The sequence below is a fragment of the Nocardia sp. NPDC003269 genome (assembly GCF_042888005.1).
Taxonomy (GTDB): Bacteria; Actinomycetota; Actinomycetes; order Mycobacteriales; family Mycobacteriaceae; genus Nocardia.
Genome location: NZ_JBIAPA010000004.1, coordinates 393,682 through 414,107 on the forward strand (window position 1 = coordinate 393,682; position 20,426 = coordinate 414,107).

General features: G+C 68.1%; 20 protein-coding genes and 1 pseudogene. 8 read left to right on the plus strand and 13 right to left on the minus strand.

Translation table 11 applies throughout. From position 1 onward, the window contains the following. Positions 1–18: 18 nt before the first annotated feature. The 4 genes from ACFYWJ_RS30100 to ACFYWJ_RS30115 form a co-directional block, all read right to left on the minus strand. Positions 19–483: a DUF5130 domain-containing protein gene (locus ACFYWJ_RS30100; RefSeq protein WP_355276990.1), complete on the minus strand. Its 465-nt coding sequence runs from the start codon at positions 481–483 to the stop codon at positions 19–21. After that, on the minus strand, positions 470–748 hold the full coding sequence (locus ACFYWJ_RS30105) for a hypothetical protein (protein WP_355276987.1): 279 nt from the start codon (positions 746–748) through the stop codon (positions 470–472). Before ACFYWJ_RS30105 ends, ACFYWJ_RS30100 begins: the two co-directional genes overlap by 14 nt. A 70-nt stretch (positions 749–818) precedes the next feature. After that, on the minus strand, positions 819–2,420 hold the full coding sequence (locus ACFYWJ_RS30110; RefSeq protein ID WP_355276984.1) for a glycoside hydrolase family 13 protein: 1,602 nt from the start codon (positions 2,418–2,420) through the stop codon (positions 819–821). A 176-nt stretch (positions 2,421–2,596) separates the two neighbouring features. Beyond that, complete coding sequence (locus ACFYWJ_RS30115) at positions 2,597–3,010, minus strand: globin (RefSeq protein ID WP_355276981.1); 414 nt, start codon at positions 3,008–3,010, stop codon at positions 2,597–2,599. 185 nt (positions 3,011–3,195) lie between these two features. On the opposite strand from ACFYWJ_RS30115, the gene ACFYWJ_RS30120 reads away from it, so the two are divergent. Beyond that, complete coding sequence (locus ACFYWJ_RS30120) at positions 3,196–3,909, plus strand: HNH endonuclease (RefSeq protein WP_255588610.1); 714 nt, start codon at positions 3,196–3,198, stop codon at positions 3,907–3,909. A 1-nt stretch (position 3,910) separates the two neighbouring features. Here the strand turns inward: ACFYWJ_RS30120 and ACFYWJ_RS30125 are convergent, their stop codons facing one another. Beyond that, complete coding sequence (locus ACFYWJ_RS30125) at positions 3,911–4,480, minus strand: XRE family transcriptional regulator (RefSeq protein ID WP_355276977.1); 570 nt, start codon at positions 4,478–4,480, stop codon at positions 3,911–3,913. A 67-nt stretch (positions 4,481–4,547) separates the two neighbouring features. Here ACFYWJ_RS30125 and ACFYWJ_RS30130 point away from each other — a divergent pair, with 67 nt between their 5' ends. The 3 genes from ACFYWJ_RS30130 (at position 4,548) to ACFYWJ_RS30140 (ending at position 6,793) form a co-directional block, all read left to right on the plus strand. Next, positions 4,548–5,246, plus strand: a complete 699-nt coding sequence (locus ACFYWJ_RS30130) for an AzlC family ABC transporter permease (protein WP_355276976.1) — start codon at positions 4,548–4,550, stop codon at positions 5,244–5,246. 163 nt (positions 5,247–5,409) lie between these two features. After that, positions 5,410–5,730, plus strand: coding sequence for an AzlD domain-containing protein (locus ACFYWJ_RS30135; protein ID WP_355276973.1), 321 nt, complete (start codon positions 5,410–5,412; stop codon positions 5,728–5,730). A 553-nt stretch (positions 5,731–6,283) separates the two neighbouring features. Next, positions 6,284–6,793, plus strand: a complete 510-nt coding sequence (locus ACFYWJ_RS30140; RefSeq protein ID WP_355276971.1) for a DinB family protein — start codon at positions 6,284–6,286, stop codon at positions 6,791–6,793. Positions 6,794–6,841: 48 nt separating this feature from the next. Here the strand turns inward: ACFYWJ_RS30140 and ACFYWJ_RS30145 are convergent, their stop codons facing one another. From ACFYWJ_RS30145 to ACFYWJ_RS30165, 5 genes are all read right to left on the minus strand, one after another. Continuing rightward, positions 6,842–7,513, minus strand: a complete 672-nt coding sequence (locus tag ACFYWJ_RS30145; RefSeq protein WP_355276968.1) for a hypothetical protein — start codon at positions 7,511–7,513, stop codon at positions 6,842–6,844. Between the two features lie 5 nt (positions 7,514–7,518). Next, on the minus strand, positions 7,519–7,944 hold the full coding sequence (locus ACFYWJ_RS30150; RefSeq protein ID WP_355277193.1) for a thioesterase family protein: 426 nt from the start codon (positions 7,942–7,944) through the stop codon (positions 7,519–7,521). 41 nt (positions 7,945–7,985) lie between these two features. Then, positions 7,986–12,866, minus strand: a complete 4,881-nt coding sequence (locus ACFYWJ_RS30155; protein ID WP_355276965.1) for an NAD-glutamate dehydrogenase — start codon at positions 12,864–12,866, stop codon at positions 7,986–7,988. A 246-nt stretch (positions 12,867–13,112) separates the two neighbouring features. Further along, positions 13,113–14,789 carry an energy-dependent translational throttle protein EttA gene (gene ettA, locus ACFYWJ_RS30160; RefSeq protein WP_355276963.1) on the minus strand — a complete coding sequence of 559 codons (1,677 nt, stop codon included), beginning with the start codon at positions 14,787–14,789 and terminating at the stop codon, positions 13,113–13,115. Between the two features lie 69 nt (positions 14,790–14,858). After that, complete coding sequence (locus ACFYWJ_RS30165) at positions 14,859–15,284, minus strand: hypothetical protein (protein WP_387162915.1); 426 nt, start codon at positions 15,282–15,284, stop codon at positions 14,859–14,861. A gap of 9 nt (positions 15,285–15,293) precedes the next feature. Here ACFYWJ_RS30165 and ACFYWJ_RS30170 point away from each other — a divergent pair, with 9 nt between their 5' ends. After that, positions 15,294–16,862 carry a recombinase family protein gene (locus ACFYWJ_RS30170; RefSeq protein WP_355276961.1) on the plus strand — a complete coding sequence of 523 codons (1,569 nt, stop codon included), beginning with the start codon at positions 15,294–15,296 and terminating at the stop codon, positions 16,860–16,862. Between the two features lie 182 nt (positions 16,863–17,044). On the opposite strand, the gene ACFYWJ_RS30175 is transcribed toward ACFYWJ_RS30170, so the two are convergent. Both ACFYWJ_RS30175 and ACFYWJ_RS30180 read right to left on the minus strand, forming a co-directional pair. After that, positions 17,045–17,818, minus strand: coding sequence for a DNA-binding protein (locus tag ACFYWJ_RS30175; RefSeq protein WP_355277190.1), 774 nt, complete (start codon positions 17,816–17,818; stop codon positions 17,045–17,047). Between the two features lie 183 nt (positions 17,819–18,001). Continuing rightward, positions 18,002–18,193 (minus strand): annotated as a pseudogene (locus tag ACFYWJ_RS30180) (helix-turn-helix domain-containing protein); the annotation flags it as partial. A gap of 390 nt (positions 18,194–18,583) precedes the next feature. Between ACFYWJ_RS30180 and ACFYWJ_RS30185 the strand changes: the two are divergent. Further along, entirely contained in the window at positions 18,584–18,739 is a 156-nt protein-coding gene (locus tag ACFYWJ_RS30185; protein ID WP_355276960.1) for a hypothetical protein, read from the plus strand. Between the two features lie 187 nt (positions 18,740–18,926). Here ACFYWJ_RS30185 and ACFYWJ_RS30190 read toward each other — a convergent pair whose 3' ends face one another. Then, on the minus strand, positions 18,927–19,469 hold the full coding sequence (locus tag ACFYWJ_RS30190) for a hypothetical protein (RefSeq protein ID WP_355276958.1): 543 nt from the start codon (positions 19,467–19,469) through the stop codon (positions 18,927–18,929). A gap of 383 nt (positions 19,470–19,852) precedes the next feature. On the opposite strand from ACFYWJ_RS30190, the gene ACFYWJ_RS30195 reads away from it, so the two are divergent. Both ACFYWJ_RS30195 and ACFYWJ_RS30200 read left to right on the plus strand, forming a co-directional pair. Beyond that, the gene (locus ACFYWJ_RS30195) at positions 19,853–20,095 is read left to right on the plus strand and encodes a hypothetical protein (RefSeq protein ID WP_355276956.1); all 243 of its coding nucleotides are present in this window, start codon (positions 19,853–19,855) and stop codon (positions 20,093–20,095) included. 16 nt (positions 20,096–20,111) lie between these two features. Next, positions 20,112–20,324 carry a hypothetical protein gene (locus ACFYWJ_RS30200; protein ID WP_355276953.1) on the plus strand — a complete coding sequence of 71 codons (213 nt, stop codon included), beginning with the start codon at positions 20,112–20,114 and terminating at the stop codon, positions 20,322–20,324. Positions 20,325–20,426: the final 102 nt, after the last annotated feature.

Consider the following 20,426-nt stretch of genomic DNA (forward strand, 5'->3'; position numbering starts at 1 on the left):
CGTTCGGCGGAGAACGAACTAGCGGCCGATGGCCGCGGCCATCACGCGGACGGCGGAGATCAGGCCGTCGATCAGGTTGCCCTGACGGAACGACGCCAGCGCGGCGGTGACGCCCAGCTGGCAGATGCGATCGTTGGCACGCTCGGCGACGTTGGCGCCGGAGCGCACCTCGATGGCGTGCTGGTTCGGCGAGACCGCGATGAGCACCGAGTCGGCCGCCTCGGGGGTGTTCGGCAGGACCGCGTCGGCGCCGGCCGCCGGGTCGTTGCCGAGATCGCCGAGGTAGATGTTGAAGCGAACCTTGGTCGCGCGGGTCGCCTCGGTGAGCGCGTTGTCGAGCATGATGCGCTCACGGTCGGTGAACGGCACCTCGTCGAAGACGGTGCCCGGCTCGTGCACGCCCGAGACGCGGCCGCTGCTGGTCAGCGCGAATCCGTGCGGCAGGTCGGCTTCGACCACCGCAGGCCAATTAGAACTTGCCACTTGCCCGGCCTCCGATCAGCTCCGCGTTCGCGGCGTCGAGAGCCGCATGGCTGCCATGCGACTCGGCGGTGTGGTGACCCGCCGCGGCGGTCACCTCATCGGTAGCACTCCACAGCACCGGCTGGTGGGTCCACTTCTGCCCGAGCGCGAAGTGGGCCGGCTTCTCGCCGGGGAATGGCTTACCGAGATAGGACAAACCCGCGATCGCGAAGTAGATCGCGGCCGGGATGCCGACGAAGATCAGCACTGTCTCGAGAATGCTCACGGACCAACGGTAGACGATGCTGTGTAGTAGTTCATCCTCCGGCACTCCCGAAACCGCGTGTCCACCCTCCTCAGACCAGCCAGGCCGCCGCGTTCGCGGGCAGGCGGTCGTCCGCGACCGGGGCGCTGGCCAGCAACACCTCCCCCGGCGGCAGCTGGATCGGCCCGTCGGAGGCGTTGAGGACGCAGATCAGTCCCCCGGGCCTGCGGAAGGCCAGGCACCCGTCCGGGCTGCCGTACCACTCGATCCGGTCGCCCGCGAATTCCGGTCGCGTGCCACGCAGGTCGATCGCCAGCCGGTACAGCGACAGGGTCGAATGCAGGGTCTCCAGCTGGGCTTCCACCGTGCGGTCGGCCCAGTCGGCGGGGATCGGCAGCCACGGGGTGCCCGTGGTGAAGCCGAACGGGGTGGCCGCACCCTCCCACGGGAGCGGTACCCGGCAGCCGTCGCGCCCGCGTTCGGTGTGGCCGGAGCGCTCCCACACCGGGTCCCGCAGCGCGTCCTCGGGCAGATCGTCGACATTGGGCAGGCCGAGTTCGGCGCCGTTGTAGACGAAGACCGCGCCGGGCAGGGCCAGCTCGACCATCATCATCGCCCGTGCCCGCGCCACCCCGGTCCGGCCGTCGCCGTAGCGGGTGACCTCGCGTTCGATGTCGTGATTCGACAGCGTCCAGGTCGGCGGGGCACCGACGCCGCTCACCGCGTCGAGCGAGTGCGTGATCGCCGCGCGCACGCCCTCGGCGGTGAAGGGGGTCTCGGCCAGCCGGAAGTTGAACGCCAGGTGCAGTTCGTCCGGGCGCACGTACTCGCCGAAGCGGGTGTTGTCGTCGACCCACACCTCGCCGATCGACACCGCGTGCGGGTAGTCGTCGAGCACCGTGCGGATGCGGCGGTGGATGGCGTGCACGCCGGGATTGTTGAAGCGGGGATCGTCGTCGTCGTGGACCAGCATCTTGGTCTCGACCTTCGCCATGTCGGGCAGCCCGTCGGGCTTGGCCATCCCGTGCGCGACATCGAGGCGGAAGCCGTCGACCCCGCGGTCGAGCCAGAACCGCAGCGTCTTCTCGAAATCGGCGGCGACCTCGGGATTCTCCCAGTTCAGGTCCGGCTGTTCGGGCGCGAAGATGTGCAGGTACCACTGGCCCGGCGTGCCGTCCGGCTCGGTGACCCTGGTCCAGGCCGGGCCGCCGAAGATGCTCGGCCAGTTGTTCGGCGGCTCGGCGCCGTCGGGGCCGCGGCCGTCGCGGAACAGATAGCGGGCCCGCTCGGGGCTGCCCGGTGACGCCTCCAGCGCCGCGGCGAACCACGGGTGCTCGACGCTGGTGTGGTTGGGCACCAGGTCCATCGTCACCTTGATCTCGCGGTCGTGCGCCTCGGCGATCAGCTCGTCGAAGGCGGCCAGCCCGCCGAACAGGGGGTCGATGTCGCGCGGGTCGGCCACGTCGTAGCCGCCGTCGGCCTGCGGCGAGCGCATCACCGGACAGATCCACAGCGCGTCGACGCCCAGTAACTCCAGGTAGCCCATCTTCTCGCGAACGCCGCCCAGGTCGCCGACACCGTCACCGTCGGAGTCGGCGAACGAGCGTGGGTAGACCTGATAGAACACGGCGGTTGTCCACCACGGAGCGGTGCTGTTTTCCCCCGGCACCGGCGAGGCAGGTGTCTGTGTCACAACCGCAATATTGCCAAAGATTGCCCGGGATATTCCTACGGCACGAGACTTTCTGCGAATCTGGCAAATCGCCAGCGTTCGCCACGCCGGGGCGAAACACCGGGGTAAACCTCGGCATCGAGCCGAAACCGCGGCGCCACCTGCCGGTCATCAGCGAACGCGGGGCACCCTCACCCTCAGCCGGGCGCGTTCTGCAGCGAGGCGGCCGCCATCTGGAAGTAGTCCATCAGCTGCTTGCGGTGCGCGTCGTCCAGGATCGACGGCTCGATCTCGCCGACCGCGATGGTCATGCACCGCATCCAGGCGTCGCGCTCGAGCGGGCCGACGACGAACGGGTGGTGCCGCATCCGCAGCCGCGGGTGCCCGCGCTCGTCGGAGTAGGTGCGCGGACCACCCCAGTACTGCTCGAGGAACATCCGCAGTCGGCGCTCGGCCGGGCCGAGGTCCTCCTCCGGGTACAGCGGGCGCAGGATCTCGTCGGCAGCGACCTCGCGATAGAACACGGACACGATGCGGCGGAACGTCTCGGCGCCACCCACCGCTTCGTAGAACGAGGTCGTTGTCTGCTCACCTGAAGTCACGGCCTCCATTGTGCCCCGATGGCCCGGCGGGCGGCCGGGCGGCAGCCGCGGTCACGAACGCGCGGCCCTTCAACCACAGTTCACCCGGAAGTTTGAAAAATAGCCGTGCAATACCGGCGGAACCATGGTCAACTGGGGGGCAGTATCGGCCCCAGATACCACATGATCCTGCCAATCATGAAATTGAGGTCAAGATGAAGCAGCGACCAGGCGCCCGGTCACACGAGGCGCGCGCGCACCGACAACTCCAGCCCGCCGACGTCCACAATCGTGGCTCGGGGGCCATTCCGCTGCACATCTTGTCCGATCACCATCCGGGCGCACACGGTCATCACGACCTGCCGCATCACCCCGCGCCATTGCACCTTGCCGGAGACCACGACGCCGCCGCATGGCGCAAACGCCGGGTCCTCCTCCTCAACGCCACCTACGAGCCGCTCACCGCGCTGTCCGCGCGCCGTGCTGTCGTCCTGCTGATCTGCGCCAAAGCCGACGCCGTTCACGACAACCCCGAAGCCCCGGTCCTGCATTCGGCGGGTGCCGAAGTGGCGATTCCCTCCGTCATCCGGTTGCGCACCTATGTGCGCGTGCCCTATCGCGCCCGGGTGCCGATGACCCGTGCCGCGCTCATGCACCGCGACCGCTATCGCTGCGGATACTGCGGCGGCAAGGCCGAGACCATCGACCACGTGATCCCGCGCAGCCGCGGCGGCGAGCACTCGTGGGAGAACTGCGTCGCCAGCTGCGCCCCCTGCAACCACCGCAAGGCCGACAAGATGCTCACCGAGCTCGGCTGGACGCTGCGCCATCCCCTGGTCTCCCCCAAGGGCCCGCACTGGCGGCTGCTGTCCACCACCGCCGACCTGGATCCGATCTGGTTGCAGTACCTCGGCGAAGGAGCCGCCTGACTCAGGGGCTCTCGATGACCATCGAGGCCCAGGTCCCCGGCTCGAGCGCCTCGAAGATGTGCGGAAGGTCGCCCAGGTAGCGGACGTAGTCGCCGGGGCCGATCTCGATGGGCTCGTCCGCCGGGCCGACCAGCGCGCGCCCGGCGGCCAGCACCACGTGCTCGACCACGCCCGGGTTGTGCGGGTCGGAGCGGCGGGTGTGGCCGGGCTCGGCCGCGACCCGGTAGACATCGCAGCGGGTGTGTGACTGACCAGCTGCGAGCAACGTCACTCGATAGTCCGCGTCGGCCGACGGCACCGGCGCGCCTTCGTCGGCGCGGATCACCTGGACATTGGGCCGGGGCGGGTCCAGCAGCCGCGAGAACGGCATCTCCAGCGCGACACACAGCGCCCACAGGGTTTCCAGGCTGGGATTGCCGGTGCCCGATTCCAGTTGGGACAGAGTGGATTTCGCGACGCCGGCCCGGCTCGCGACCTCGGTCAGCGACAAACCCGCGCGTGCGCGTTCGCGGCGCAGCGACGCCGCGATCACCGCTTGGGGTGGTCCGGTCACCGGGTCCTGCCGGTCCATCTACGCCTCCTGGGAGCTGGCGATGTCGCGTTGACTTTACCCACCCGGCCCGTTCATTATGAGAAACATGCGTTCGATATGGCGAACACTCGATCGGCGAACCCTCACCGCCGTGGCCGCGGCCTGCCTGGCCGTCGGTCTCTTCGGCGTGTCCTACGGCGCGTCGACGATCGCGGCCGGATTCCCGGTCTGGATGCCGATCGTGATGGCGGTGACCGTGCTGGCCGGCGGGTCCGAACTGCTGTTCTTCGGCATCGTCGCGGCCGGTGGCAGCCCGCTCGCCGCCGTGGTCGCCGGACTGCTGCTCAACGCCAGGCACCTGCCGTACGGCCTGTCCGCGCCGGAGGTGTTCGGCCGGGGCTGGCAGCGGGTGCTCGGCATCCACGTGCTCAACGACGAGTCGGTCGCGTTCGCGACCGCGCCCGGTGACCAGGAACGCAAGCGCGCCGCCTACTGGGCCTGCGGCATCGGCGTCGCCCTGAGCTGGCCGCTCGGCGCGAGCATCGGCGCCGCCCTCGGTTCGCTCGTCCCCGACACCTCGGCCCTCGGCCTCGACGCGGTCTTCCCGGTCATCCTGCTCGCGCTCATCCTGCCCGCCCTGCGCGACCGCGCCACCCTGCGCCCGGTCCTGGTCGGCGCGGCTCTCGCCGTGGTCGCCGCCCCGTTCGTGCCCGCCGGACTGCCGGTGCTGATCGCCCTGCTCGGCCTGGTGTTCGCGCTGCGCCCACCGGAGAAGACCATCACCCCGACGGCGCAACCATGCTGACCCCGACCACTCCACCGGGCCCACCGCCAACCCCGGCCCGAGCGATGGCCACCCGGCAAGCACCGTCGCCGCGGGCTGTACCCATCGCGGTCGCCACCGCTCCGCGGCAGGGTGCGCGGGCCGTACCCACCGCGATCACCACCTCTGCACGGCGGTGTGGCGCGTGAACACCCCGTACCTGCTCCCCGCGATGCTCGCCCTCGCCGTCGGCACCTACGCACTGCGCTGGACCGGCCCCGCCCTGCGGCATCGACTCCGCTTGTCGCCCAGGATGATCCACCTGCTCGACACCGGCGCCCTGATCCTGCTCGCGGCGCTGGTCGCGACCGCCACCCTCCCGACCGGCTCCGGTGAGCTGGGCATCGCACTGCCCGCCGGAGTCGGCGTCGGCGGCATCCTCGCTTGGCGTCGCGCTCCCCTGCTGGTCACCGTGATCGCCGCCGCGGCGACCACGGCACTCCTGCGCCTGGCTGGCGTGCACTGACCCGGCTCACCACCCGGTGCCACCGCTCGCGACGCGTCGCCTCGCGGTCGTCCACCGACCTGGTCGTCGCACCGGGCAACACCGCCCGGGTGACCCCACCGAGCACCGCGACGGCAGGGTGCATTCGGGTGTCCACCGACGACCTAGTCGCACCCAGCCACGCCACCCAGGTGAACACCACCGGGCCCCGCGACGGCAGGGTGCACCTGGGACATGGCCAGCGCGCCGTCGCCCGCGCACCGTCGGCGCGTGCAGCAGCTTGTCGACGACGCGGCGTACTGTACGCCTCGGGTGCCCGCCGACGTCCTCATCGCACCCGGCCACGCCACCCAGGTGAACACCACCGGGCCCCGCGACGGCGGGGTGCACTCGGGTGCCCACCGGCGTCCTCATCGCACCGGGCCACGCCGCCCGGCTGACCTCACCGGGCGCCGCGATGGAGGGGTGCTCGCGGATGCCGTGCGCCGGATCCGGCGGCGGCGACCGCCGCTTCACTCGGCGGCGCATTGTCGACACGGAAATGATGTCCGACCGGACTGGCACCATGTCGGCCGTGACCACCATCGAACGGCCGATGCCGCCCCTGGATGCCGATGAGCGCACGACCGCGGAGGCGTGGCTCGACTTCTATCGCGCGACGCTGGCGCTCAAGTGTCAGGGACTCGACGACGACCAGTTGCGGATCGCCGCCGCGCCGTCGGCGCTGACACTGCTCGGTCTGCTCCAGCACATGGCCGAGGTGGAACGGAACTGGTTCCGCCGGGTCCTCGCCGGGGAGCAGGCGCCGCCGATCTACGACCCGACCGCCGACACCGCGGGGCACGACGGCGGGTTCGACCTCACCGACGACTCGTCCTACGACAAGGCTGTCGCGATCTGGCACGACGAGATCGCCCAGGCCCGCCGCAACTGCGCCGCGCGCGAGCTGGACGACACCAGTCCGTTCCTGGATGACCGGGTCAGTCTGCGCTGGATCTACACGCACATGATCGCCGAGTACGCGCGCCACTGCGGCCACGCGGATCTCCTTCGCGAGCGCATCGACGGCACCACCGGCGTCTGATCCGTCGCGGGCCCGCGATTCCCCCGACCGCGGCGGACCGGGCGGACGTCAGCTGGGCGACAACGGGATTCCGCCGCCGAGGCGACGCGCGACCGAACCGTAGCGGGCGTCGAGGCGCAGCCAGGTGCGGGTGGCGCGGACCCGGACCAGTTCCGTGGGCTGGATCCGGCGCGATTCGGCCTTCTCCCCCGCGTGCGGGATGAAATCCATGGCGGTGAGGGCGAAGACCACCCGCATCGGGACCTCGACCGCGAGATCGTCCGCGCCGGTGACGGTGAGCACCGACTGGTCGAGCAGCGAGGCGGGCGGGCCGTGGGCACCGCCGTGCTCGCGGGCCAGGTCGGCACCGCGCTCGGCCAGCTCGACGAGGGCCCGGGCCGGGACGTCGTCGACGTGGGTGAAGCCTTCGGCGGGTGGCAGCGCGCCGCGCCAGGCCGAGTCCATCGAGTAGCCGAGGTCGATCGGATGACCGGTGCGCAGCCCCGCCAGCACCGTGTCGGCGCCGACGGTGACATCGTCGACGCCGAGCTCGGCGGTCACGGTGCGCACCGCGAGCGTCTCGAAACCCGTTGCGACCCACGCGGAGACGAGGCTGGAACCCCGCCGCCGCAACCGGACCACGGCGGCGGGGTCGAGCCTGGTGGCCCGGGTGAGGAAGGTGGCCAGGTTCTCGCGTTCGGCCGGATCGGGCGCGTGCAGCACCCGCTGTTCGGAGCTCACGGACGTCAGGCCCGCCACAGGGCCAGGTAGTCGCGTTCGGTGTCGCTGAGCCTGCGCAACCGCTGGGTCTCGATGTCGAACGCGGCGAGCTGGGTGGTGGCGGTGACCGCGGGCGTCGAATCCGGGGCGGCGCCGCTGGCGCGCACCTCGTAGCCGATCGTGAAATCGACCGCCCGCAACTGCTTGACCCACATGGCGATGTCGAGCGGGGTGTCCTCGTGCCGCAACTGGCCCCGGTACTTCACATGCAGGTCGACCAGTACACAGCCCTGCCGCCCCATCGACGCCGTCGGCTTGTCCTCGTCGAACAGCCACGGAATCCTGGCCTCTTCCAGCAGGGTCACCATCCGCGCGTGGTTGACGTGCTGGAACACGTCCATATCCGACCAGCGGATCTCGACCTTGGCGTGAAAGCGCTGGGGCAACACCAGGTTCGCCCCCGGCGCGGCCGTGGCTGTGTTCGGCGAGCTCGTCACCGTGGTACCTCCGATTGGGCGCCCACCCCGCTCACCATGCTCCGCACCTGTCGCGCGGCGACCGACAGTGTGGCGAGGTCGTGGGTCCCGGACTCGAACAATTCCGACAGGGCCGCGCGCGCACGACCCAGCCGGGACTGGTTCTTCGACTCCCAGTATGCAATTTTCTCGTCGGCCGTCTCCTCCGGGTCACCCGCGGACAGCACATCGAGGGTGAGCGAGCGCAGCGAACCGTACATGTCGTCGCGCAGCGCGAGCCGGGCCAGCGCGTGCCAGCGGTCGCCGCGTTCGAGGTGGCTGACCGCCTCGAGCAGCCAGTCGATCTTGAGGTGCTCGTTGAGCGCGTAGTACAGCGCGCCCACCTCGGTGCCGTCCCGGTCGGCGATATCGGCGATGTCGACGATGTCGAGCAGCGGGTACAGGCTCAGCAGCCCGAACACCTCGGTCGCCAGCTCGGTCGGCGCGCCACGGGCGATCAGCTCGGCCGCGCCCTGGGTGAGCGAGGTGACGTGGTGCCCGCGCAGCCAGCCCGGCACCTGCGGCGCCAGCTCCTGCACCCGGCGGTGGTAGCGGTTGATCTCCGCACCGACCGCGATCGGCTGCGGCCGGTTGCTGAGCAGCCAGCGCGAGGCCCGGTCCAGTGTCCGCTTGGACTCCAGCTCCAGCAGGTCGCACACCCCGGCGGGCGCGTCGGCGCTGCGGATGCGCGCCCACACGTCGTGCAGTTCGAAGATCTCGGCGGCCGCGGCGAACGCGCGCACGGTGTCGGAGGTGCTGGCGCCGACCTCCTCGTTGAGCCGGTGCGCGTAGGTGATGCCGGCGTAGTCGACGACCTCGTTGACGATCATCGTGGTGACGATCTCGCGGCGCAGCCGGTGCTTCTTGATCGCGGCGCCGAACCGCTCGCGCAGCGGCGTCGGGAAGTACAGCGGCAGCCTGCGCGCGAAGTAGACGCTGTCGGGCAGATCGGTGTCGAGCAGATCGGCCTTGAGCCCCAGCTTGACGTGCGCGAGCAGGTTGGCCAGCTCCGGCGAGGTGAGCCCGCGGCCCTCCTCGTCGCGCCGCTTCAGCTCGACGTCGGTCGGCAGCGCCTCCAGCTCACGGTCCAGGCCGCGCCGCTGCTCGAGATCGTCGATGACGCGGGCGTGCACGCTGACCATCTGCGGCGCGTCGGTGCGCGCGATGCCGATCAGCACGTTCTGATCGACGTTGTCCTGCAACACCATCCGCGCGACCTCGTCGGTCATGGAGGCCAGCAGCGGATTGCGGTCGGCGGGCGCCAGCGCGCCCGCGCTCACCACGCCGTCGAGCAGCACCTTGATGTTGACCTCGTGGTCGGAGCAGTCGACGCCCGCGGAGTTGTCCAGCGCGTCGGTGTTCATCTTGCCGCCGCCCCGGCAGAACTCGATCCGGCCGAGCGCGGTGGCACCCAGGTTGCCGCCCTCGCCGATCACCTTGACCCGCAACTGATTACCGTCGACCCGGACCGCGTCGTTGGACTTGTCGCCCACCTCGGCATTGGATTCGCTCGCGGCCTTGACGTAGGTGCCGATGCCACCGTTCCACAGCAGCTGGACGGGGGCGAGCAGGATGGCCCGCACCAGTTCCGGCGGCGTGAGCGCCTGCACCGAGTCGGGCAGACCCAGGGCGAGCCGGGCCTGCGGAGAGATCGGCACCGACTTCACGGTCCGCTCGAACACACCACCGCCCGCGCTGATCAGCGACCGGTCGTAGTCGGCCCAGGAGGACCGCGGCAGCGCGAACAGCCGCTCGCGTTCGGCGTAGGAGGTGGCGGCGTCGGGGTTCGGGTCGAGGAAGATGTGCCGGTGGTCGAACGCGGCGACCAGGCGGATGTGGCGTGAGAGCAGCATGCCGTTGCCGAACACGTCACCGCTCATGTCGCCGACGCCGACGACGGTGAAGTCCTGGCTCTGGGTGTCGATGCCCATCTCACGGAAGTGCCGCTTGACCGCTTCCCACGCGCCCCTGGCGGTGATGCCCATGGCCTTGTGGTCGTAGCCGGCCGAGCCGCCGGAGGCGAACGCGTCACCGAGCCAGAAGCCGTAGCGGGTGGCCACGTCGTTGGCGATGTCGGAGAAGCTGGCGGTGCCCTTGTCGGCGGCGACGACCAGGTAGGTGTCGTCGCCGTCGCGGCGGACCACCCGGGCGGGCGGCAATACGGCGCCGGTGGCCAGGTCGACATTGTCGGTCACGTCGAGCAGGCCGGAGATGAAGGTGCGGTAGCAGGCGACACCCTCGGCGATGCTCGCCTGCCGGTCGACGGCGGGATCACCGGTGGCGGCGGGCGGGTTCTTCACCACGAAGCCGCCCTTCGCGCCGACCGGCACGATCACCGCGTTCTTCACCGCCTGTGCCTTCACCAGACCCAGGATCTCGGTGCGGAAGTCCTCGAGCCGGTCCGACCAGCGCAGCCCACCACGCGCCACCGACCCGAACCGCAGGTGCACGCCCTCGACCCGGGGCGAGTAGACGAAGATCTCGAATTGCGGTCGCGGCTTGGGCAATTCGGCGATCTCGCGGGGTTCCACCTTGAACGACAGGTACTCGCGCGGACGGTCCTCGGCGTCGACGACGTAGTAGTTGGTGCGCAGCGTCGCCTTGATCAGGCCGAGGATGGCGCGCAGGATGCGGTCGGCATCCATGCTGACCACCTGGTCGATACCGGCGCGGACCTTCGTCTCGAGCTCCACCGCGACCTCGGCCGAGACGGTGTCCGGATCGAACCGCGCGGCGAACAGGTCGACGAACGCGCGCGCGACCTCCGGATGTGCCAGCAGCACCCGGGCGATGTTCACCTGGCTGTACGGGAAACCGGCCTGCTGCAGGTACTTCGCGTACGCGCGCAGGATCGCCACCGACCGCCACGGGAGTCCGGCCCGCAGCACCAGCTCGTTGAGGCCGTCGGCCTCGGCCCGGCCGTACCAGACCGCCTCGAAGGCATCGGTGAACCGGGAGTGCAGCTCGTCCTCGTGGGTGGCCTGCTCGAGCAGTTCGGCGTCGAGATCGCCACCGAGCGCGTTGCGCAGCAGTTCGGGGCGGGCTTGCAGGCCGAAGTCGTAGATCCAGCGCTCGGCGCCGCTCTCCAGTTCCAGCTGGTAGGGCCGCTCGTCGACCACCTCGACGCCGAGACTCTGCAGCACCGGCAGCACCTGGCTCAGCGAGACACCCGATCCGGCGATGTAGAGGCTGAAGCGCCACGACCCCGGCGCGGCCTCCGGCTTGCGGTACAGGTGCTGACCGATGCCGCCCTCGGTGAGCCGCTCCAGCCTGCCGACATCGGCCAGTGCCCTGGCCGGACCGAAGTCCTCCTTGTAGCTTTCCGGGAACGCCTCCGAATACCGCTTCACCACAGCGGGATCCAGCACCGTGGAGGTGGAGACCGCGTCGTCGATCCGGTCGTCCCAGGTGTGGCTGGCGGCGTTCAGCAGGGCCTGCAGGCGCAGCCGGTTGTCCTCGGAGGTGTCGGGCGCCGCGGTGGCGTCGGCGGGCAGCGTGACCGTGAAATACACACTGGCGAGCTCGCTTTCGCTCACCCGCGCCGAGTAGTCGATGTCGGCGCCACCGAGCTCGCGGACCAGGATCTCCTGCATCTGCAGCCGCACGGCCGTGGTGTAGCGATCACGCGGCAGGTACACCATGCAGGCTACGAAACGGCCGTAGCTGTCACTGCGCAGGAACAGCCGCACCTGCCTGCGCAGGGCGACGCCGAGCACCGCCACCGCGGTGCGGCGCATCGCCTCGGTGTCGGCGGAGAAGAGTTCGGTCCGCGGGAAGGACTCGATCACCTCGAGCATCGCCTGCCCGGAGAACGAGTCCTTGTCGAACCCGGCGGCCTCGATCGCGGTCCGCACCCTGGTGTTGATGACCGGGATGTCGAGCACGTTCTCGTGCACCGCGCTGACGGTGAACACGCCGATGAACAGGTGCACGCCGACCACGGCACCCGCGTCGTCGACATCGGCGACACCGACGAAGTAGGGGTACACCGAGCGGTGCACGGTCGCGCGGACCAGGCCCTGGGTGAGCATCAGCAGCGGACGGTCGCCGCCGTTGATCGGGACCTGGAAGTCGGTGCCGATGTCGGCGCGCAGCACGCCGAGGCTCGCGCCGGCCACCTGCGTGGACACGGTGTGGCCGTGCTCGGTGTCGCGCCGGTAGCGCGCGTAGCCGAGCAGGGTGAAATTGCCGCGGGACAGCCAGCGCAGCAGCTCCGCGCATTCGGCCAGATCGGTGGCGGGGAACGGGGCCGACCCCGAGCCCGCGGTGCGGTCGAGTTGGTCGGCCAGCGAGCTCTGCACCCTGGTCATCGCCTCGGTGTCGTCGATGACCTGACGGACGTCGGCGACCACCTCGGGCAGCGTGCGTTCGATGTGGTCGAGCTGGGCCCGGCTGGTCGACGGGTGCAGCTGCAGGTGCATCCACGACTCCGGCTTGCCGGTCGCGCCGTTGCCGTCCACCTCGTGCGGCGCGGCGGTGACCAGCGCGCCGTGCTCGTCGCGGGTGACCTCGAAGATCGGGTGGATGACCTCGGTGACGCTCACCTGCATCCGGCCCAGCGCCGCGGTGATCGACTCGACCAGCAGCGGCATGTCGTCGGTGACCAGCTGCACCGCCGCGCCCATGCCCGACCCGTCGTCGGGATGGTAGACCCGCACCAGCGCCGTGCCGGCGGGGCGCTCGGCGGCCAATTCCATGTGCCGCCGGAAGATCTGGTTGATGCCGGTGACCGGGAAGTCCGCGTCACCGGCGTCGACGTGTCGGAAATACGCCCCCTCGAGTGTCGCGAGATCACCGCGCAGACTCTGCGGGATTCCCGCGGCCCAGGCCGCGCTCGACATTTCCGACGAGACCGTCATCGTTTCGCCCACTCCCATGGATTCGGTTCGCTTCGATTCCGCAACTCAGGTGACGCAAATTCGAGACTAGCCGGGGCTCCACGGACACGCGGAGGGAATTTCAGCTTGCCGCGCCGGTAACTTGGCCAACGTTCGGTGAACGCCGGGGAAGGCGTCGCTACCAGTCGTTTTCACGCGCTGACGCCGACGGCCCGGCAGGAGGATCATCGAGGATCGTTCCGCCGGGCCGCCACAGCAAACTCTGGATCAGTCGCGAGTCAGCTTGCGGTGGGTCACGCGGTGCGGGCGCGCCGCTTCGGCACCGAGGCGGTCGATCTTGTTCGCCTCGTAGGCCTCGAAGTTGCCCTCGAACCAGAACCACTTGGCTTCGTTGTCGCTGTCGCCCTCCCACGCCAGGATGTGGGTGCAGGTGCGGTCCAGGAACCAGCGGTCGTGGGAGATCACGACGGCGCAGCCGGGGAACTGCTCGAGCGCGTTCTCCAGCGAGCTGAGGGTTTCGACGTCGAGGTCGTTGGTCGGCTCGTCGAGCAGGATCAGGTTGCCGCCCTGCTTGAGGGTCAGCGCCAGGTTCAGGCGGTTGCGCTCACCACCGGAGAGCACGCCGGCCGGCTTCTGCTGGTCCGGACCCTTGAAGCCGAACGCGCTGACGTAGGCGCGCGAGGGCATCTCCTGGTTGCCGACCTCGATGAAGTCGAGCCCGTCGGAGACGACCTGCCAGACGTTCTTGTTCGGGTCGATGCCGGCGCGGTTCTGGTCGACGTAGCTGAGCTTGACCGTCTCGCCGACCTTGACCTCGCCGCTGTCCGGCGCCTCCAGCCCGACGATTGTCTTGAACAGCGTGGTCTTACCGACACCGTTGGGGCCGATCACGCCGACGATGCCGTTGCGCGGCAGCGTGAAGGACAGATCCTTGATCAGCTGACGATCGCCGAAGCCCTTGTCGAGGTTCGACACGTTGACCACGATGTCGCCGAGGCGCGGACCCGCGGGGATCTGGATCTCCTCGAAGTCCAACTTGCGGTGCTTCTCGGCCTCCGCGGCCATCTCCTCGTAGCGACCGAGGCGGGCCTTGTTCTTGGCCTGCCGGGCCTTGGCGCCGGAGCGCACCCAGGCCAGCTCCTCCTTGAGGCGCTTCTGCAGCTTCTGGTCCTTCTTGCCCTGGACCTCGAGACGCTGGGCCTTCTTCTCCAGGTAGGTGGAGTAGTTGCCCTCGTACGGGTACGCGCGGCCGCGGTCGAGTTCGAGGATCCACTGGGCGACGTTGTCGAGGAAGTACCGGTCGTGGGTGACGGCCAGCACGGCGCCCGGGTAGGCGGCCAGGTGCTGCTCGAGCCACAGCACGCTCTCGGCGTCGAGGTGGTTGGTCGGCTCGTCGAGCAGCAGCAGGTCGGGCTTGCTCAGCAGCAGCTTGCACAGCGCGACGCGACGGCGCTCACCACCGGAGAGGTTGGTGACCGGCTCGTCCGGCGGCGGGCAGCGCAGCGCGTCCATGGCCTGCTCGAGCTGGGAGTCGACATCCCACGCGTCGGCGTGGTCGAGGAACTCCTGCAGCTTGCCCATCTCGTCCATGAGCTCGTCGGAGTAGTCGGTGGCCATCAGTTCGGCGATCTCGTTGAAGCGATCCAGCTTCACCTTGACCTCGCCGAGGCCCTCCTCCACGTTGCCGCGGACGGTCTTCTCCTCGTTGAGGTGCGGCTCCTGCATGAGGATGCCCACGGTGGCGCCGGGCGCGAGGAACGCCTCGCCGTTGTTCGGCCGGTCCAGCCCCGCCATGATCTTCAGCACGGACGACTTACCCGCGCCGTTCGGGCCGACCACACCGATCTTGGCGCCGGGCAGGAAGTTCAGCGTCACGTCGTCGAGGATGACCTTGTCGCCGTGCGCCTTGCGAACCTTGATCATCTGATAAATGAACTCAGCCATATACGGAAGCCTATCGGTGCGGTTAACGGGGATGAGATGCGGAGCGGGCCGGTGCCGCGGATGCGACCCTCAGGCCTCGACCTGCGCGGGCGTACCGGAGATCGGCACCGCAACCGGCGATCGCGCCGGGAGGGAATCCGCCGCGGTCGTAGAGGCTACGGCAGTGGGTACCGTCGGCGCATACTCGGCCGCGTCCTGCGCGGGGACCGGGGGTACAGCGCCCCGGCGGTCCGAAATATTCCGCACGGCGTGCGGAACGGAGCGCGCCGCGTCGGATCGCCGGACGACCGACGCGCTGCACCGCCCCAGATCAGGGCCGACGGCGACCGCGCGCATCTCCAGATCCCGGCGCTCCGTGCCGTCCTTGCCGCGATACTCGTGCGAGCGCAGCTGACCGTAGGCGATCACCGGATCGCCCCGATGCAGCGACCGGTCCACCCCGGCCACCAGCCTGCGCCAGCAGCTCACGGTGAGATACAGCGTCCCATAGTTCATACTGCCCACATGAGCTATGTGGGACTGCGCGCCGTTGTCGGCGCTCGGGTGTCAGTGTTGAAGGACGAAGGCAAGGTTTCCCACCTTGCCCAGCATGAGACAGGCGGGAACTGGGTCGACGCGCAGGGGGCCAGTGTCGTCGGGACGTTCGAAGACCTAGACGTGTCCGCCTCGGTGTCACCGTTCGATCGGCCGGACCTGGGCCGCTGGTTCAAAGAAGAGTTCGCAGACTCGTTCGACATCTTGGTGTTCTCGAAGATCGACCGTGCGTTCCGGTCAACCCGCCACTTCCTGAAGGTGGCGGAGTGGTGCGAGGAACACAAGAAGATCCTCGTGTTCGCCGAGGACGGTCTAGTCCTCAACTACCTGAACCCCTCCCCCGGCCTAGAGGGCATGTTGGCGGAGTTGTTCGTGTACATCGGTTCGTTCTTCGCTCAGTTGGAGCTGAACCGGTTCAGCACCAGAACCAAGGACGGTCACCGGATCATCCGGCAGACCGATCGGTGGGCGTACGGAGTCCCCCGGTTTGGATTCAAGACCGCGCCGCACCCTTCGGGCAAGGGCCGGTGCATCGTCCAGGACCCGGCAGCACAGCAGGTCCTACATGACCAGATCAAACCCCGGTTGTTCGCCGGGGACTCACTGACGGCGATTGTGGCCCATCTGAACAAGTGCCCTCACGCTCTGCGGGACCAAGAGTGCCCCGGACCGTGTCAGGGGTCTGCCGTCCTGACTTCGTTGGAGCGATCGCGTGTCGAGTCGGGCAAACCCCGACTTCGGCGAGAGCCGTGGACACACTCGGCGCTGCTGGGGATTCTCACCAGCCACGGCACGCAAGGCATCAAGGTGGATTCGAACGGGAACCCGGTACTGACTGCGGATGGGTCCATGATCCAGATGGCAGATCCGACGTTCTCGGATGACGAGTGGGACCGTGTCCAGGAGGAAGTCCAGAAGCGCAAGGTGTCGGGCAAGAAGCGGGTTAACTCCGAGAACCCGATACTTGGCGTCGGGTTCTGCGGCAAGTGCAAGCGTCCGTTGTCGCAGCACGTGCCGAAGACGCGAGACCACGTGTGGTACTTCCGTTGTGCGAACAAGCCGGACCGGGGGTGCAAGGTGCTGGTTCAGTCCGGCGTTGTCCTGGGTGCCCTTGAAGAGAACTTTCTAGACCACTACGGCCCGCGACCGGTCACCCGCCGAGTGTTGATCCCCGGCAGCGACAACCGGGCCGATCTGGAGCGTGTGAAGGACGCAATCCAACGCCTTCGCGACGAGTCCGACGCTGGGTTGATCGTCACGCCCGAGGACCGGGCGCAGTACATCGACCGATTGACGGGGCTCACCGCCCGGAGGACGGCCCTAGAGGCTTCGCCGGTTACTCCGCCTCGGTACGAGGTCGAGACCACCGGAGAGACCTACGCAGAGGCTTGGAACCGGCTGGACCCGATCGGACGCCGTGACATGTTGCGAGACGCCGGATTCCGGTTGGAGATCCACTCCAAGCACGAGTGGCACTTGTTCGACACCGGCGACACCGAGGACGGCTACCAGGAGTGGCTAGGCAGGATCTCGGACTAGCCGGATCTGCGTACCTGGCTGAAATATCCGGTACATGTTTTGAAGTCCACCAGGAAGACAGAACCCCCCGGTCCGTAGCCGGGGGGTGCTGCCGGACCAGACTACCGGAGTCAGACCGGCAGAGAGCCTAAGCGGACCGGGAGCCTGCCCGCGGAGCTGGCCGGCTGCCGCATCCCGGCTGGTCACGACGATTCGGAGCCACCACCTAAACGGACCGGGGGTGCGATCTCATCCATGAGCATTCGCAGTGTCAGAGAATGTTTCTCGGGTGGCAGCGCGTCAAGTGCGGTCCTGGCGTATGCCGTGCCGCCCTCACGATCGCCAGCGCGTACCAGCATTAGCCCTCGGTGCATCTCCAGGTGGGTTGCGAACCTGGGCAGCGTCGGCGGCAGATACCGGCGCGCTTCGTCTTGGGCCTCGATTGCCTCGGATTCGTCACCGAGCCGGGCCCGGAGCAGCGACCGGAACACACCGAGCCGCCAGTACGGCACGGCATAGTCACTGGCCTCGGAATCCTCCGAGCCTGCCAGATCGAACACGCGGCGGCCCTCGAGATCCAGGGCCCGCGCGGTGTCATGGTCTCCGGTGATCGCTGCGGCATGAGCCTTGCCGTACAACGCATTCAACCGACCGAGCGACGGCCGGTCGTCTATCGCTAGCGCCTGGTCGGCGAACATCGTTGCAATCGGCAGTGAGGCACCTTCGTAGCCGAGGGCGATAGCGGCCCGGCCGCGTACCCATACCCGAGTGTCAACGTCGCCGGAATGATCGGCGGATTCAGCCGCCATCCGGTACCACGTAACGGCTTTCGACCCGTCCGAGCCGGGGAACGTTTTTGCGAACAATGTCATGAGCCGCGCGGCGTGCGTCCACATCTGCGGGGTGTCGCATTGTTGTTGGATTACTGCGAGATCCACGGCTATCCGCTGTTGGATCTCGGCGGCACCGGAGGTCATGTAGTCGGCCCCGTACCCGGTGAGCGTGTGGGCCCACTGGTCGACCGAGGGGCCCTTACCCCTCAGACGCGCCGAGAACCCCTCAGCGAGCAAATCAGACGCGACTACAGGGGCCACCACGGTAGCGGCCATCGTGGATAGGAACTGTCGGCGTTGCACGGTGTCGGACTCCATTACGGCAAGGGGCACATCTAAGACGGCGGCTAGGTGCCTGAGCCAGAACGGCGACGGCACCGACTTACACGACTCCCACCGGCGCGAGATGTATTCGCGCGTGATCGGTTGCCCTGAGTGCTTTTCGAGTTCGTGAGCAAGGCGACCTTGCGACCACCCGCGAGCCTGCCGCAGATCGCGGATGAGCCTGCCCGTGTGCATGACCTCATGATGCCCCGGTACGGACCGGTTCGCTTGTGTGCCACTAGGAATGCCACCCCGTGGCACTAGGTGTGCCACTGCCCAGGAACCTCGCCGAGTTGAACGATTGACACCGGAGCGGGGAGAGGTCCCGTAGCCACGGAGCCGCCCGAGTGACCATGTACGTACTCAGACACGTCACTCGGGCAGGCTCGCCACGCACGGAAGAACGGCGGGTGTCGTGAACACGATTCGTCAGCAGCTAGAACCGTTGGTCGAACGCGCCGCGTTGAGGTCGCTCACGATCAAGCCGTGCCCCGAGGGGTGGCAGCTGGCAAGCCCGTGGCGCGTGGTGTGCGTCGGCACGCTCGACGACATAGACGCATGGCTCACCGCTGCGGAGTCGTACCGGTGATCGCCCTCGGGTGGACCCTGGTAATCGGCCTGCCGCTGGCGGTGGTGGTCGGCGTGATCCTGTGGCCGGAACAGATTCCGCAGGATCGGACCGTGGATGCGATCCGCGACAGAATCGACCGTGAGGATGCCGGTCCGTTTAGCAGTCGGTGAGAAAACGTTTTGACCTCGGGTTCCCCGGCAGCCGGCCAGCTCCGCGGGCAGGCCGCCGGTCCGCTTAGCCTCGCTCGAATACGCTTACCGGGTCAACCAGAACAAACAGTCTGGCTTGCCGACCGAAATACCCCGAAGGGCCCCCGACTCACAAGGTCAGGGGCCCATTTTCGTCACAGTGACATTGCTAGTCCGATGTTCGGTCCCGCTTGTGGAGCAATTCGACAGCCTTCGGGGTCAACTCACCCCCGGCACGCCCCGGCATTGACGTCAGCAGTTCACGCTTACGGGCGATCTTGAGTTGTTGAAGTACACCGCCCTGCGTGAGTCCTGTGTACTCAGCGAGCGCGCCGGAGACATCCCGCACGCCTTGTCGGACAAGTTCCAGGTACATCCGACTCAGCGCGGCCAGATACAGATCCGTCACGCCGTCCTCCCTTAGGCGTCGGAGATCCTCCGCGAGCCGACGCGCCCGGTCTTTGTACATAGGCATGTGCCAGCTCTCCGAATTGGACGGCTCAGCCTTCTCCGAACGTGAGCGGTAGATCATGGCATCCCGAAAGTTGATCTGACGGAGCACGGTTTGAGACAAGCCGTGCTGTACCGCCGAGTTTGGTTCATCGGACGCCGGGCGGATCTCAATGCCGGTTGGCCCGCCCATGGCGTCATCCCGCCATGTCATCCGCACTTCCCACGGCCCGATCCGCTGCGTAACCACACTCTCATCCATGCATCCAGCCTAGCACCGGACAACCCAGGTTGGACATCCAGGGGTGACCCTCGTCACTATCGCACAACCTAGGTGGACAACTCGGGTTGTCATCTTGCATTCTGAAGCCACAACAGAACAGCGAGGCGAGGAACCACCGGAGGAATCCGGCAGGCCGGACCCGCGAGAGGCCACAGACGCGAAGCAGCCGGAACCGCCGAGACGACTCGGCAGGCCGGGGACACGGGCGGACCCCTGACCAAGGCATGCAACCTCTCAGTTCCACACGGCAGCGGTGACGCTGCACGCCGAGGGCCCCAAGCCCTCAGACAGACCGGGCTGACGAGCGCCGACCCACACGGGCGGCCCGGATGAGAGCGCACTCAATCCAAAGGAGAGAACACATGTACATGCACATTGCGAATGTCGCCGATGCTTTGTTCTGGAACGTCGCCGAGGTCAACGGGTTATTCGTCATGACCTCGTTGGCGTACCCGGAATCGGTGATTGAACTTACCGATGAGGTGGCTACCCAGTATCTGCGGGACGAAGTCAAAGCGACTACATCGGAAGTTTCCGAGCTCATGCATTGGCTAATCGCCGGGGCTCACGGATGGATTCTCAAAGCGAACGCCGCAGCCGCGTAACCACCGAGAGGAACAAATGAACATCCACCACCCCGCATTCTTGCACGTCATCGAAGATGGCGACCACGTGACCGTGTATCGGTCGGCGGCAGTTCAGAACACCGACGACATTTACCGGCCGGTCTGGGATCGGTTCGGCACCTCGGAGCCGGTTGTACGTGTCCAGGTCGAAGACCCAGAAATGATGTTCGCCGCTGCCGAACTGTTGATTTACCGGGCGGCAGCATGACAGCCGTAGCTGAACCTGTCACCGGAGAGAGTGAATCTCTCGAAGGCCCGGAGCCCGAACGGCTCCAGTCCGTGTTCGCCGCGAGCGCCGTAGGTCGCACCG